Genomic DNA, 14,847 nt, shown 5'->3' on the forward strand with positions numbered 1-14,847 from the left:
CCCGTTCTAAAGATGTAATTTTACAACAACCACCGCATACTAGCGCAGCATTCCGGCGTTGTAAACCCGACTTATTGTAATTAAATTACATTTATGCTTAAGTATCCTATTATACGCTCAGCTGCAGTGAGTTACAGCGTGCTACAGGCTCTAACTGTGGTAAAATAAATACTTTTCTGTAACCGGGTTTGGATGTATAACAACAAGATTACATCGGATCTCTGTATCATCCGGTTGCATAACCAGGAAGCTTGGAATGAATGTACTCGAAAAAATAGTCAACAGCGTGGCAAACTTCAGCAAGTCTGAACGTAAAGTGGCTGAAGTGATCCTGGCTAACCCACAAACCACCATCCATAGCAGTATAGCTGCCCTGGCGAAAATGGCTGATGTCAGTGAGCCAACAGTTAACCGCTTCTGCCGTCGCCTGGATACCAAAGGCTTTCCGGATTTTAAGCTGCATCTGGCGCAAAGCCTGGCCAATGGCACTCCCTATGTGAACCGTCATGTAGAAGAAGAAGATGGTCCTGAAGCCTATACTGCAAAAATTTTTGAATCCACCATGGCAGCGCTGGACTCTGCCCGCCACAATGTAGATATCAATACCATTAACCGCGCGGTGGATGTACTTACGCAGGCGAAGAAAATTTCATTTTTTGGTTTGGGCGCATCAGCCTCTGTGGCGCATGATGCTCAGAACAAGTTTTTCCGCTTTAATGTACCGGTCGTTTGCTTTGACGATATCGTGATGCAACGTATGTCGGCTATTAACAGCGCAGAAGGCGATGTAGTGGTATGCATCAGCCATACCGGCCGTACTAAAAACCTGTGTGATATCGCAGCCATTGCACGCGAAAACGATGCTACTGTAATTGGCATTACGGCCTATGACAGCCCATTGGCCCGCGAGTGTACACTGGTGTTGTCGCTGGATGTGCCGGAAGACACCGATATGTACATGCCCATGGCTTCCCGGGTTGCTCAACTGGTACTGATCGATATTCTGGCTACAGGTTTTACCTTACGCCGCGGCTCCAAGTTCCGTGAAAACCTGAAAAAAGTAAAAGATAGTTTACGCGGCTCCCGCTTCGAAAAGAAAGACTTTCCTGCCTGAATCAGCACAACGACCGCCTGACTTGCTGTACGGTCGTTGTTATTTAATTTCTCCATAACGCTGTATTCTGTAATAAAATTACATTACACTGTTTGTTATTCGTCCATAGCTGCATTCAGGAGCATTTGATGCCAAGAAGAACTAAAATTGTCGCGACCCTAGGCCCTGCCACCAATACCGAAACCGCAATAGAGCAACTGATTAAAAAAGGGGCCACGGTATTTCGCTTCAACTTCTCTCATGGCAGTGCCGATGACCATCGCCAGCGCGCTGCCATGGTTCGTGCTGCCGCCAATAAAACCGGGACTCATGTCGCCATTCTTGGTGATTTGCAGGGACCCAAAATTCGTGTCTCGACCTTTGCTGAAGGCTCAGTGCAGCTAAAACCTGAGCAGGCATTCCTGCTGGATGCCAGCTTACCGAAAGGCGCCGGCACTACTGAGCAGGTAGGGATTGATTACAAAGAATTGCCACAGGATGTACAGCCTGGCGATATTCTGCTGCTGGATGATGGTCGCATCCAATTGCAAGTTACTTCGGTCGATGGCAGCAAGGTACACACCAAGGTCACCGTGGCCGGTAAGCTCAGTAACAACAAAGGCATTAATCGCCAGGGCGGCGGCTTATCAGCCCCGGCCCTGACCGAAAAAGACAAAGAAGACATCAAGCTGGCAGCTGAAATTGATGTAGATTATCTGGCAGTTTCTTTTCCGCGCTGCGGTGACGACCTGCGTCTGGCACGCGAGCTGGCTTTGGCTGCAGGCTCTGAAGCCCGTATCATGGCAAAAATTGAACGGGCTGAAGCCGTGGCAGATAACCCTACCCTGGATGACATTATTCTGGCTTCCGATGCCGTTATGGTGGCCCGAGGGGATTTGGGGGTAGAAATAGGCGATGCTGAGTTGGTTGGCCAGCAAAAGCGTATTATCGCCCGCAGTCGCCAGTTGAATCGGATTGTGATCACAGCAACTCAAATGATGGAGTCGATGATCGAAAGCCCAATGCCAACCCGGGCGGAGGTGATGGACGTGGCAAATGCGGTACTGGATGGTACCGATGCCGTGATGCTGTCTGCTGAAACCGCAGCTGGTGCTTATCCGACAGAAACAGTGGATGCGATGGCACGGGTTTGTCTTGGAGCCGAAAAGCACCCCAGCATTAAAGTATCCAAGCACCGGATGGAGGAAACCTTCAGTGATGTCAGTGAGACCATAGCCTTGTCCGCGATGTATGCAGCGAACCATCTGCCTGGCATTAAAGCCATCATCGCGCTGACTGAATCTGGCTATACCGCCAAGCTGATGTCACGAATCACCTCCACCCAGCCCATTTATGCCCTGTCACGCCATCAAAAAACACTGAACAAACTGGCGCTGTACCGTGGTGTGTATCCAGCATTTTTTGATACCAGGGCTATTCCGGCACAGGAACTGGCTCACAGTGCAATTCAATGCATTGCCAGCCAGGCTGGTTTAAAAAGTGGCGATCTGGTGATGCTGACCCATGGTGATCAAATGGAAACTATCGGAGCCTCTAATACCTGTAAAATCGTGCAGGTTAAATAACGGCTACCAGTACCAGCCTGTTTTAACGCCGTAGTTGCTGACTACGGCGTTTTTCTTGGAATTTAGCGTGATACTGCCCCCACAACGGTGATAATGCGGTTGTCATGGAACCTACCACCACCAAACAAGCTCCCAGCATGGCCCAGCCATTTAAAGGTTCTGGTGTCAGCCATTCTGGCTGCCATTGATGCAAACCTTTGGCAACCAGTATGGTGATCAAAGGCGTAATAGCCAACACAGCACTGACTTTTGAAGCCTCCCAATGATGCAAAGCCTCCGCAAAAGCTCCATACGCTACCACGGTATTTAAGCAACAAAACAGCAAAAATGCCCAATGCCACCCCGTCAGTTGCAGCAAAGGCTGCAGATCCGACAAAGGCATAAATACTACAGCTCCGGCACAATAAATAAGCACCATAATTTGCTTTGAACTGTAATGCACCAACAATTGCTTTTGTGCCAGAGCATAAGCTGCCCAGGTGACAGCCGCTCCAATGATCAGCAATAAACCAAAGCTTTCTTCGCTCAATTGAGTCAGTAGCACCAACAAGCGTGTATTAAAAAACAGCAGCAACCCAACCACCAACACCAGAGCACCAATTTTTTGCCAAAACAACAAGCGCTCTTTAAAAATCCAGACCCCTCCTAACATCATCAGAAAAGGGGCCAACTGGATTAACAGTTGAGCTGTTTCTGCGGTCAGGTAATTTAAACCTGACATATACAACAGATAATTGGCCAACAGGCCCAGCACAGCAATCAACAACAATACAATGCCTTGCCGGCTTAACAAACTGAACCGGGGCCATTGCCGCTGCCACCACAATAAGACACCAACCATAACAGCAGCTACGAAAAAACGAATACCAGTCAAGGTACTGGCGGTCAGAAAATCAAGCAGCACCTTCAGTACTATCGGTAAAACCCCCCAGAGCACCGCCGTGGTAAAAGCAAGGCTGAAACCTAAAATTGCGCGACCGGAAACCTGATGCATGGAAGGACTACCTGTAAGGGCAAAACAACAACCACTATTTTCGCTTATTCAAAGACAAAAGTCCTGCAGTTTCCGCCAGCCAGCACTTTATTGCGTTATGTAGCGTTATGCGGCAGATCAAAGTGTTGCAATGAAGTTTTGCTATACTGCTGCTCTGTAGATAGCAATGGAGCAATCAGATGGCAACGATACGGCGCATAGGTGTTTTAACTTCAGGTGGCGATGCGCCAGGCATGAATGCCTGCATTCGTTCGGTGGTGTTAACGGCTGCAGCTCACCAAATTGAGGTGATTGGCTTTTCTCATGGTTACAACGGCTTAATAGAAGGCGACTATACCAAGCTGCTGCCTTATCATGTGCAGCATATTATTCAGCTGGGCGGCACCATTTTAAAAAGCGCCCGTTGCCCTGCTTTACAGACTGAAGAAGGCGCAAAAGCTGCCGCCGCCACACTGCGTCAACTGCAGCTTGATGCGTTGCTGGTGATTGGAGGTGATGGCAGTTTTAAAGGTGCCCTGGCCATCGCTCAGCATTACAAGGGGCAAATTCTTGGCTTGCCGGGTACCATTGACAATGATGTGGATGGCACCGATGCCACCATAGGCTATGCCACCGCCATTGATACGGCGCTGGATGCCATTGATAAAATTCGGGATACTGCCGATGCGTTCGAACGTATCTTTCTGGTAGAGCTGATGGGACGCCACAGCGGGTTTATTGCACTGTCTGCCGGTATCGCATCCGGCGCAGAGCAAATTATCTGTCCGGAGTTCGGTACTCTGGAACCAGGCCAGCTCGATACAGTGATTCGGCCCATTCAGAATGCCCAGGTACTGAAAGGCAAAAGCAGTTACATCATTGTGATGGCCGAGCATTGCTACCCTGGTGGCAGCACCACGCTGGCAGCGGACATTACCGATGCGATCGGCATCGAATGTCGTGCTTGTGTGTTGGGGCATATTCAACGCGGGGGATCACCCGTTGGAGCGGATCGCATCCTTGCCACTAAATTAGGTGCCTACGCAGTGGAGCAGTTACTTGGCGGTGCCCACCTGATGATGGCTGGTGAAGTGAATCATCAGGCTGGTCTGTACCCGCTGCAGGCCAGCGGCGAGCGGAAAAAACGCATTGATCCTTATCTGCTTCGCTGGCAGCAACAAGTCGCCAATGACTGACTCAGTTCGGTTGCCGTCCTGCTAAGGGACGGCAAGCTACCTACTGAGGTGATGGTTTATGCTCCTTTAAAGACCTGTTTGACCCTGTCTTTGTAGCTACGGCTGACTTTCACCGTCTGATCATTGCTTAACATCAACTGATGCTCGCCATTGGGTAACATCTGCAGCTTTACGATGGTATTTACATTGACAATGGCTGAACGATGCACCCGGACAAACAAGCGCGGATCCAGTTCTTGCTCCAGCTCCTTCATGGTTTTACGCAGAATATGCGTTTGACCATCACGGGTATGGATACACATGTAATCACCGGCTGCATCCACCCAATCAATATCAATCACCATTACCCGGGTAATTTCGCCACTGTCTTTGATACTAATGGCATCCGGATAGCGTGAGTCAACCACTGGCTCTTCGTTACTCAGCCGCTCCAAAATAGTGTCGGCTGCATCACCGGTTAAGCGGGATACAACCTGCGCCAGTTGCGATTTGTGCTTCTGATCATCCCGGCTGTCAAACACCTTGATGGCTTTATCCACAGCCAGCTTTAACCGCTCTGCCTCAACTGGCTTTAGTACATAATCAATAGCATTGACATCAAAGGCCGCCAACGCATAGTGATCGTAAGCGGTGACAAAAATAATGTAAGGCATTGGCAATTGTTGATTTTGCAAATGTTCAATCACAGCAAAGCCATTAATACCTGGCATTTCTACATCCAGAAACACCAAATCGGGCTGATGCGCAGCAATGGCATCAATCGCTTCTTTACCATTGGCACATTCAGCGACTACCGTCAGCTCCTTAAATTCTCCCAGCCGGTACAACATCCCTTTGCGGGCTAATGGCTCATCATCGACTACTACTACCTTCAGCATGCTCTTTATTCCGTTGTGTCCAGTTCATAAGGGATACGAATATTGACCTTCAGTCCCAATGGATCGTTGTGCGTCAGCACCAATGAAAAATTATGATCGTACAATGCCGCTAACCGCTCACGGGTATTGACCAAACCAACCCCACTGTTTTCCGACTTGGGCAAACCACCATCCAGCGGCACACCTGGTCCATTGTCGGCTACTTCCAACAGCAGATCATGACCAAACTTTTTCGCTGAAATTGCAATTCGGCCACCTTCTACCTGGGTTGCTACTGCGTACTTTATGGCATTTTCAATCAGGGGTTGCAAGATTAAACTGGGTACTAATGCCTGGCAGGCTTCATCACTGATTTCAAAACTCACCTTCAACCGCTCTGAAAAACGTACTTTTTCAATTTCCAGATAAAGCCGAGCCGCACTGATTTCCTGTTGCAGGGGGACTTTTTTGATCGGATCTTTGTACAAAGAATAACGCAAAAAGTCACTGAGCCGGGTTACCATTTTCTCCGCAGTATCATTTTCTCTGGTCAACACCAGCGTAGAAATTGCGTTTAAGGTATTGAATAAAAAGTGAGGGTTGAGCTGGTAGCGCAACATCTTTAACTGAGCTTCATGCGCTCTGTTGGTAGCAGTAAGCAGCTTCTGCTTTTCCCGTTGCAGGGTCTGGTAATACTTAATACCAAAATAAAGGCCACTCCAGCTTAGGATCACATAAAAAGAGACCGGCGTATGTCGCAGGTACAACTGGGCCCAACTCCAGCTTTTTGGCTGAAAGCCATGGCGGTAGATTTCCCAGTAGGAATGGTTTTTAAAGATGGTCCATACCACGGCAACCACAGTGGCCAGCAACAAGACCGTCAGGATCATTTTTAGTGGATGCCAGTACCAGGCACGTTGATACACATAGCGCAGGGGTATGGTCAGTAACCAGCCCACAAAGGCATCCAGTAATACCACCCATAGGTAAGCATCGCGCATCTCCTGCACCAGAGAGCCCAGATAATGCACCACGGCAAAACCTATCCAACCGAGCGTGTGCAGTAGCCAAAATTGCAGATGTCTTTTATCGTCTAAGTTGTGAAGCAAGGCGCCACCAGAACTGCTTGAGATAGCTGAAATTATACCCGAGTGCAGCCAGGCTGCAGCTCAGTTAAACCTGAATCCCGCTACATTAGTCGCAACGGCGCTGATAACGGATGCCAAGGCGCTGCAACACAAAGCTCAGTAGCCAGGCCGGCCCAATCAGCAAAAAGAAAATATCCTGAAAAAAGGACGGTTTTTTCCCTTCAATATGATGCCCGATAAATTGCAACAGCCACATGACTGCAAAGAGTACCAGGCTACTGAGCCAAAGAGGCCAGCCAAGCGCCAGTTCGTGCCAACGCAACACAGAAAATACCAGAGCGGTAAACAAGGTCATGCCCGCACCCAGTGCAAAAGATAAACTAAAATAAAACACCAACACAGGTACAGCCATTAACATGGCCCAATTGATTTGGCTGGCAGCCAGACCGGACAAAGGCATCGGAATGGACCATAGCAAACCAAAAACAGTGCCATAAATGATTGGCACCGCTAACCAGTGAATGGCCTTATTTATTTTATTTTGATGGCTTACCGCGTATGCATCAAACCACTGCTGTGCTGTTTTCATTGTGTCACCTGGCGGCTGCTAACTGCTCTTACCAGATTAATCCAACAGCACACAAAGTCAAGTAAAGGACCTAGCCATCAAACCCTGACAGCACCGGCACAGGTTTGCGATCCGGCCCAAGCGCAACAAAGGTAAAGCTGCCGGAAATGGCTTTGTGCTGGTCATCCTGGTACATGTGCTCCAAAAAAATATCCACATGCACCCGGATACTGGTACGCCCGACATGATCAATCTTTGCGACCAGTTCAATCAAACTGCCAGCAGGAATGGCTTCTTTAAAATCAACCCGGTCAGAAGACACAGTTACCAGGGGTTTACGGCAAAAACGGGTAGCAGCAATAAAAGCGGCTTCATCCATCCAGGCCAGCGCCTCACCACCAAACAAGGTGTTGTGGTGATTGGTGCGCCCCGGAAAAACGGTTTTAGTTACCCGGGTGATGGCATGCTGCATGCGTTTGGCAATAAGTGCGTCTTGGTTGTCTGTGCTCATGCTCGCTCTGATCTGTTGGTTGTATGTGCGGGCGCGCATTGTACGTGAACGCCCGGCAAATGCAATGCTGCCAGCTTTAGTAGCTTAACATGGGGCCTAAGGGGCGCCCGCCTACCAAATGCAGATGAATATGGTACACCTCCTGACCGCCATGCTGATTGCAGTTCATAATCAGCCGATAGCCATCCTCAGCAATGCCCTCCTCTGCCGCCAGTTTACGAGCCACGGTAAAGAGGCGACCCAGTGCTTGTTCATGCTGCGGCTCTACATCATTGACTGTTGGGATCAAGTGATTGGGGATAATCAAAATATGGCTGGGTGCTCTGGGATGAATGTCCCGAAAAGCAGTCACCAGTTCATCCTGGTACAGGATATCGGCCGGAACTTCGCCGCGTACAATTTTGCTGAAAATCGTTTCTTGCGCCATGGGGATTCCTTGTCATGTTACAATCAACAGAGTCTATCTGCAGGAGACCTCAGTATATATGAAGGCTTTCATTCAATACCAGCTTCGTTGTGTCGATATCGCGGCCCATCTGATTGAGATGGAACTCACCATACAGCCACAAGACAACGGCCCCCTGCTGTTGCAATTGCCGGCCTGGATCCCTGGTAGCTACATGATCCGGGACTTTGCCCGCAATATACTATGGCTGACAGCATCGGATCAGCAAGGGCCTTTACCGGTCGAAAAAGTCGACAAACAAAGCTGGCAACTGGTGCACCGCAACCAAAGCGTTCAGATACGCTATCAGCTCTATGCGTTTGATCGCTCGGTGCGGGCTGCTTATCTGGATGATGAAGTCGCGGTATTAAACCCAGCCTGTCTGTGTTTGTCGGTCGCCGGTTATGAACAACTGCCGCATTGCCTGAAAGTACATGCCCCAACAGATGCAGGTGCGGCCGATTGGCGACTGGCTACCGCTTTGCCTGCGGCAGACGATACCCCATGGCTGGGCTTTGGCACCTACCTGGCCAGGCATTACCAGCACTTAATTGACAGCCCCTTATTAGCGGGCCGCTTTCAACTGAGCGAGTTTCACATCGACGATGTACCGCATTACCTGGTGGTGACCGGACGTAATTTATTTGATGCCAGCCGCTTTACCGCCGATCTGGCCAGGATTTGCCAGCAACAACGAAATGTCTTTGGCGCTTTGCCTGAGGATTTAAGGGCTTATTGGTTTTTAACCTGGGTTACTGACTCCGGCTTTGGTGGTCTGGAACACCTGGACTCGACCTTGCTGTTGTGCAGCCGCTTTGATTTACCTGCAGTGCAAACGGACAACGCCGATCTGTCGGAAGGTTATCAAACCTTGTTGAGCCTCTGCAGTCATGAATATTTCCATACCTGGTGGGTAAAACGATTAAAACCGGCCGAATTTCATCCTTATCAACTGACACAGGAACAATACAGCCGACAGTTATGGATCTACGAAGGCTTTACCTCCTACTTTGATGATTTGGCCTTGTACAGCAGTGGTCTGCAAAGCACAGAGCGTTATTTAAAAACCCTGGAAAAAACCATCAGCCGCGTCACCCGTAACCCAAGCGATACGGTGCAATCACTGGAAGACAGCAGTTTTGATGCCTGGACTAAATTCTATAAGCAGGATGAAAATGCCGTCAATGCGATAGCCAGTTATTACGCCAAAGGTGCTTTGGTGGCACTTTGTCTTGATGCCGCTTTAACCGCGAAAGGTCGCAACTTGCCAGAGCTGATGCAACAGCTATGGCTAAAGCATTTAACTACCGGGACTCCCCCTGGCGCCATCGCAGAACAATTAGTGGAGTGGCAGCTACCCGAGCTGGCAACACAACTGAACCACTGGGTGCAAGAAGCCGAACCTATCCCTTTGGCCGATTACATACCAGCTCTTGGATTAACACTGAACTGGCGTCAACCGACCAGCCCTGACGATCTGAACGGAACAGCTGAATCAGAGGGTAACGTCTGGCTTGGTGCCCAATATCAGAGCAGTGAACACAGCATCAAACTCACCGCTGTCTATCACAAAGGACCCGCGCATCAGGCTGGCCTGATGGTAGGTGACGAATTGCTGGCTTTGGATGGCTACCGGCTGACTACCAGCAGCCTGCCAGAACTGCTTAAACGTTTGCCTGTACAGCAGCCCTTGACCCTGCAGTTGTTTCGGCGTGACCGCTTGTTAGAGCGACACATCACGTTAAGCGCGCCACCCGCTACAGTGGCACAATTGCGTATGACTGCTGAAGATGCACTTCACCCCTGGTGGGCCGCCCCGGCAATGGACCATTAAAGCTTAACGACGATTTGGATCCTGCCTTGGCGGTGCAGCTTCCGGCATAAGCAAAGCGGGATCCAATCGCTCTTGAAACCAGTTGATTCGCCAATCCAGATGAGGCCCGGTCACCCGGCCGGTAGCGCCCATATCTGCCACTAACTGGCCCTGAGTAACTTTATCACCAACGGTTACATGAAAAGCATTCAGGTGCATCAACGTACTGCTTACACCATATCCATGGTCGATGATGAGGGTTAGCCCCGAGTAGTACAAGTCGTCTGCCAGCGTGACTATACCGGTCATCGGGGCGTACACCGGGCTACCAACCGGGCCGGCAATATCCAGCCCCAAATGTGGGTTACGAGGCTGGCCATTAAAAATACGTTGTGACCCATAAACACCACTGATGCGGCCATAGGCGGGCCATACCGGCTGTTGGAAAGCATACGGCAAGTCGGTCATCGTTGTCCGTGCAGCCTGCACCTGCTGGCTATCACGACGGATCCTGGCCAGTACTTCAGCCGGAGGGCTGACAAAGCGCTGCTCTACCCCTTCAATCCGTTGAATGTCGTATTCCCGGCCACTGAATGTTAATGGCAGGATAAGCTGCTGGCCATTTAGCTGAACACGCAATTGATGCTCAAGCGCAGCATCCCGGCCAATGCCAAAAACCACCTGGCCGCTTGGGCTTACTGCAATTTCAGTATCATTAAACCAGACCTGGCTGCCAGCCGGCACTACAGCACGGATCAGGCTGCCCTGCGTCAGTTCCCCGCGTAACTCAATGCTGTCTTTTGATAATTCAGTTGCCTGCAGCGGCAAACTAACTGCAAGCAATAGCGCCTTTAGCCACACCTTCATAAGCAACCACCTTGTAATGATGTTCCGCATTCAATGTTTTCAATGCACCGGCTATGTAGTCAGCCAGGCATTCCACAGTGGTATCGCAAGGCACCACTTCGCAATGGCTGGCGGGTAAACAAATTTCAAATTGGCCCTGGCCCGCCTGATAACGCGAACAGAGATCACCGGCATTGGCCTGCAACCACTGCAAGTCATCCGGCTGACATAGATCCTCGGTGGTGATCAGGTAAATATCCTGCCAGCGATCAGCCCAGAACTTATTTAACCGGGGAGACAACATGCCATCCTGATAGATCTGAATGGTAGAGCGATGACCATGTGCGATACGCTGGCAGTTACCATCGTGCTTTTTCAGGCCATGACTGTAGTGATAACTAAAGCCCTGACTGGCTTCCGGCCTTAAGGTTAACTGCACTTGTTTCACATTGTCTGGCAACTGGCCATGCAACTGCTGCAGAATAAATTGCTCTATGGACTGCAGATCTACCTGCTGTGCCTGCAGTAAAGCAAAGGCTTGCCCAGGGCCAGCCACCTGAATGGCACCACGCGCACTGTTAAAATGCACCCTGGTGACAGCATCTTGCTGTTCCAGCCTGGAGGCAGTCGAGGCCACAGGCACAGCCAACGCATGATCGATGCTGCTATCAATGACTTTTTTGATCACTTTTTTGACCAGGCCAAAATCAAACACCATGGAGGCCTGATCTAAATCACCGTGCAGCTCAACATCCACAATCAGACTTTCACCCAATAAACCACGCTGCGAACAAAGATAAGAAAAATCGATGACCGTCAGATCACGTACAAATAAAATCATAACAACTCACAGGACGAACAAGGTTCGTGCATTATACGGCAGCAACCGGCTCAATGGCAGAGGCTGTTAGCGATCATGCTCTTTTAACCAGGCATAAAGCAAACCGACCTGGCCACACTTATGGGCAGCATACATCAGTCGTAAAGCATTGCTGACCAGGGTGCTATCGTTCCAATCTGTTTTTTGCTGGATATCTTCATAGCAGCGCAAAGCTTCTGGTGACAGATAACCACGCAACTCTTTTCTACCAGCTTCTTTTTGCCGTTCGCGGTATCGCCGCTGCTTTTCGGCATTGCTTAGCGCTTGTTTGTCTTGTTCGCTCATGCGGTACCTCAATGCTGGCTGAATGCTGGTGTTTGTGCTTATTTTACACTAATCGGACTTGCTTAGCGTACAAGTGTTCGCTAAGCTCCCACCAGAAAAAATCAGACCTCGTTAACTGGAATCAACATACATGATGAAGAATAGCTTTACAAAAGAAGAATTGGCGGCCTGCGGTCGCGGTGAACTCTTTGGCCCGGGCAACAGCCAGCTCCCCATCGATCAGATGCTGATGATGGATCGCATTGTACATATTTCTGAGCAAGGCGGCGACTTTGATAAAGGTGAAATCCTTGCTGAACTGGATATTACCCCAGAGCTTTGGTTCTTTGCCTGCCACTTCCAGGGCGATCCGGTCATGCCAGGCTGTTTGGGACTGGATGCTATGTGGCAACTGGTTGGTTTCTTCCTTGGTTGGTCTGGTGGCCCTGGTAAAGGTCGGGCTTTGGGGGTAGGTGAAGTGAAGTTCACCGGCCAGATCCTGCCAACAGCCAAAAAAGTAACCTACCGGATCAACATGAAACGCGTGATAAAACGCAAGCTGTTTATGGGAATTGCAGATGGCTCAGTCAGTGTGGATGGTCGCGAAATATACACTGCCAAAGATTTAAAAGTAGGCCTCTTTACCGACACCTCCAGCTTCTGAGGCTCAGGTAAAAACGCCAGCTTTACAAAGCCACAAGCCCCGGTGATCGGGGCTTGTTCTTGTTGATATTCGGCAATTACATACCCTTGTTATAGAGACCTGTGCCACGGTCTTCCATGGCTTCGCGCCAGCCTCCTAACCACTGGGAGCGTACATCGAGATTTTGATAAGGACAGATTTCTTTTGAGCGGCCAGTGACTCCGGCCCGGTAACCTTGTGCGTGTGCACGTTCAAGACGATCACGTTTTTGTCTTTTCATACGGCAGTCTTCCTCAATCGTTTTTGATGACAACACTGGATGAATGCGTTCAGCCAGTCCGCATCTAATAGATAAGGCAAAGTTGCGAAAGGTTCAACCCTGTTTTAGTCGCAATTGCAACCTTTCAGAATAAGCGCCTGATATGACAATGGAATTACAAAAAAAAGAATCTGCTCATTTTTTGCAAGCAATCAAGCTGGAAAGCGGAATATAAGTTGCAGTACAAACCAGTTCAGGAATAAGAAACCCGGTAAAGCAATGACTTTACCGGGCTACTCCGAACTGGGCGTTTAACGGCTTTGTGGCAAGGTGGGATACTTGATGCCTGCCATTTCGTACATCACCCGAATCACCTGCACGCTGTAACCAAACTCGTTATCGTACCAGACGTAAAGCACGCAACGATCGCCATCCACGATGGTAGCCTGAGAGTCCACCACACCGGCATAGCGCGAACCCACCAAATCAGAAGATACGATTTCAGTTGAGCTGGTGTAATCAATCTGATCCTGCAATTCAGAGAACAAAGCCGTTTGCTGCAAGAAGGCGTTCAAACCATCTTTGCTGGTTTCTTTATTCAGGTTTAACGACAGGATAGCCATCGACACGTTCGGCGTTGGTACCCGGATGGCGTTACCGGTCAGCTTGCCTTTTAATTCTGGCAATGCCTTGGCTACAGCACTGGCAGCACCAGTCGAGGTAATAACCATGTTTAAAGGAGCGGCCCGGCCACGGCGCTCGGCTTTGTGGAAGTTATCGATCAGATTCTGATCGTTGGTATAGGAATGCACGGTTTCGACATGGCCATTGCGAATACCAAACTCATCGTTGAGTGCTTTCAGCACTGGTGTAATAGCATTGGTGGTACAGCTGGCAGCCGACACAATTTTATGCTCTGGCAAGATCATATCCTGATTCACACCATAGACCACATTTGGCACTTCGCCTTTTGCCGGGGCAGTTAACAACACCCTGGCCGTACCTTTGGATTCAAAATGAATGGCCAGAGCTTTGTCATCTTTCCAGACACCGGTGTTGTCCACCACCAATGCATTGTTAATACCATATTGGGTGTAATCAACATCGCTTGGTGAGTTGGCATAGATGATCTTAATAAAAGTACCGTTGGCTTTAATGCCCTGATTCTCGTGATCGACGGTGATGCTGCCATTAAACAGGCCATGAATGGAGTCGCGGCGCAACAAGCTGGCGCGCTTTTCAAGGTCCCCTTCTTTGCCACCACGCACCACTATTGCACGTAAGCGCAGTTTGCTGCTTGGGCCACTGCGCTCCAACATCAGGCGTGCCAACAAACGACCAATGCGGCCAAAGCCATAAAGGACAACATCAGTTGGCTGGACTTTATCTGGGTTATCCAACAAATCGGCCAGCTCTCGCTTTAGATAGTCTTGCAGGCTGGCGCCATTGGAAGAGTTTTTGTACTGATAACCATAAGCCAGTTTGCCGATATCAATGCGCCCCGGGGCCAGCTCCAGCTGACTGATGGCTTCAAGGATAGGAAAGCTTTCCCGCAAACGGAGTTTTTGTCCTTCGTAACGCTCCACCATTTTATGGGCTTTGATCAGCTCAATGGTGGTTGCATTGACCAGAGGCTTGCCATAAACAACCACTTCCACGCCTTTGTTGCGGTACAACCGCCCAATCAAAGGAAGCATGTTCTCGGCAAATTCCTGGCGCTCCTGCCAGCTCTTCTGGTACTGTTCTTCGTGTGATAGGGTCATAGTTCGGCCTTTTAACTTCAGTCTGCTGAATGTAATGGGTGTTCAGATACAGAGGCCGCCCT

The 14,847-nt window shown here is 49.7% G+C and carries 16 protein-coding genes; 5 read left to right on the top strand and 11 right to left on the bottom strand.

Going from position 1 to position 14,847, the window contains the following annotated elements; translation table 11 throughout:
• Nucleotides 1–256 precede the first annotated feature (256 nt).
• Nucleotides 257–1,114: a MurR/RpiR family transcriptional regulator gene (locus tag ABC502_RS15095; RefSeq protein WP_091339722.1), complete on the top strand. Its 858-nt coding sequence runs from the start codon at nt 257–259 to the stop codon at nt 1,112–1,114.
• Between the two features lie 128 nt (nt 1,115–1,242).
• Nucleotides 1,243–2,679 carry a pyruvate kinase gene (pyk, locus tag ABC502_RS15100; RefSeq protein WP_345916478.1) on the top strand — a complete coding sequence of 479 codons (1,437 nt, stop codon included), beginning with the start codon at nt 1,243–1,245 and terminating at the stop codon, nt 2,677–2,679.
• 22 nt (nt 2,680–2,701) lie between these two features.
• Here pyk and ABC502_RS15105 read toward each other — a convergent pair whose 3' ends face one another.
• Nucleotides 2,702–3,673, bottom strand: a complete 972-nt coding sequence (locus ABC502_RS15105; protein ID WP_330087052.1) for a DMT family transporter — start codon at nt 3,671–3,673, stop codon at nt 2,702–2,704.
• A gap of 179 nt (nt 3,674–3,852) precedes the next feature.
• Between ABC502_RS15105 and ABC502_RS15110 the strand changes: the two genes are divergently transcribed.
• Nucleotides 3,853–4,848 carry an ATP-dependent 6-phosphofructokinase gene (locus ABC502_RS15110; RefSeq protein WP_330087053.1) on the top strand — a complete coding sequence of 332 codons (996 nt, stop codon included), beginning with the start codon at nt 3,853–3,855 and terminating at the stop codon, nt 4,846–4,848.
• 56 nt (nt 4,849–4,904) lie between these two features.
• Here ABC502_RS15110 and ABC502_RS15115 read toward each other — a convergent pair whose 3' ends face one another.
• The 5 genes from ABC502_RS15115 to hinT all read right to left on the bottom strand — a co-directional run bounded on the left by ABC502_RS15115 (nt 4,905) and on the right by hinT (nt 8,299).
• Nucleotides 4,905–5,726 (bottom strand): LytTR family DNA-binding domain-containing protein, encoded by an 822-nt coding sequence (locus ABC502_RS15115; RefSeq protein WP_330087054.1) that lies wholly within the window; start codon nt 5,724–5,726, stop codon nt 4,905–4,907.
• Nucleotides 5,727–5,731: 5 nt separating this feature from the next.
• Nucleotides 5,732–6,814 carry a histidine kinase gene (locus ABC502_RS15120; protein ID WP_345916479.1) on the bottom strand — a complete coding sequence of 361 codons (1,083 nt, stop codon included), beginning with the start codon at nt 6,812–6,814 and terminating at the stop codon, nt 5,732–5,734.
• Nucleotides 6,815–6,899: 85 nt separating this feature from the next.
• Nucleotides 6,900–7,382, bottom strand: a complete 483-nt coding sequence (locus ABC502_RS15125; RefSeq protein ID WP_330087056.1) for an Mpo1-like protein — start codon at nt 7,380–7,382, stop codon at nt 6,900–6,902.
• Between the two features lie 70 nt (nt 7,383–7,452).
• On the bottom strand, nt 7,453–7,872 hold the full coding sequence (locus ABC502_RS15130) for an acyl-CoA thioesterase (RefSeq protein ID WP_330087057.1): 420 nt from the start codon (nt 7,870–7,872) through the stop codon (nt 7,453–7,455).
• A gap of 76 nt (nt 7,873–7,948) precedes the next feature.
• Nucleotides 7,949–8,299, bottom strand: coding sequence for a purine nucleoside phosphoramidase (gene hinT, locus ABC502_RS15135; RefSeq protein ID WP_330087058.1), 351 nt, complete (start codon nt 8,297–8,299; stop codon nt 7,949–7,951).
• Nucleotides 8,300–8,357: 58 nt separating this feature from the next.
• Here hinT and ABC502_RS15140 point away from each other — a divergent pair, with 58 nt between their 5' ends.
• Nucleotides 8,358–10,151 carry a PDZ domain-containing protein gene (locus tag ABC502_RS15140; protein WP_345916480.1) on the top strand — a complete coding sequence of 598 codons (1,794 nt, stop codon included), beginning with the start codon at nt 8,358–8,360 and terminating at the stop codon, nt 10,149–10,151.
• A gap of 3 nt (nt 10,152–10,154) precedes the next feature.
• Here the strand turns inward: ABC502_RS15140 and ABC502_RS15145 are convergent, their stop codons facing one another.
• From ABC502_RS15145 to ABC502_RS15155, 3 genes are all read right to left on the bottom strand, one after another.
• Entirely contained in the window at nt 10,155–10,997 is an 843-nt protein-coding gene (locus ABC502_RS15145; protein WP_345916481.1) for a M23 family metallopeptidase, read from the bottom strand.
• The gene (locus tag ABC502_RS15150) at nt 10,960–11,817 is read right to left on the bottom strand and encodes a 6-carboxytetrahydropterin synthase (protein WP_345916482.1); all 858 of its coding nucleotides are present in this window, start codon (nt 11,815–11,817) and stop codon (nt 10,960–10,962) included. Before ABC502_RS15150 ends, ABC502_RS15145 begins: the two co-directional genes overlap by 38 nt.
• A gap of 66 nt (nt 11,818–11,883) precedes the next feature.
• Entirely contained in the window at nt 11,884–12,141 is a 258-nt protein-coding gene (locus tag ABC502_RS15155; RefSeq protein ID WP_345916483.1) for a hypothetical protein, read from the bottom strand.
• A gap of 130 nt (nt 12,142–12,271) precedes the next feature.
• Between ABC502_RS15155 and fabA the strand changes: the two genes are divergently transcribed.
• Nucleotides 12,272–12,784 carry a 3-hydroxyacyl-[acyl-carrier-protein] dehydratase FabA gene (gene fabA, locus ABC502_RS15160; RefSeq protein ID WP_345916484.1) on the top strand — a complete coding sequence of 171 codons (513 nt, stop codon included), beginning with the start codon at nt 12,272–12,274 and terminating at the stop codon, nt 12,782–12,784.
• A gap of 76 nt (nt 12,785–12,860) precedes the next feature.
• On the opposite strand, the gene rmf is transcribed toward fabA, so the two are convergent.
• On the bottom strand, nt 12,861–13,043 hold the full coding sequence (rmf, locus tag ABC502_RS15165; RefSeq protein WP_330087064.1) for a ribosome modulation factor: 183 nt from the start codon (nt 13,041–13,043) through the stop codon (nt 12,861–12,863).
• Nucleotides 13,044–13,333: 290 nt separating this feature from the next.
• Nucleotides 13,334–14,785, bottom strand: coding sequence for a glyceraldehyde-3-phosphate dehydrogenase (locus ABC502_RS15170; protein WP_345916486.1), 1,452 nt, complete (start codon nt 14,783–14,785; stop codon nt 13,334–13,336).
• Between the last annotated feature and the right edge of the window lie 62 nt (nt 14,786–14,847).

Source organism: Alkalimonas sp. NCh-2 (assembly GCF_039631345.1).
In the GTDB taxonomy this organism is placed as follows: domain Bacteria; phylum Pseudomonadota; class Gammaproteobacteria; order Enterobacterales; family Alteromonadaceae; genus Alkalimonas; species Alkalimonas mucilaginosa.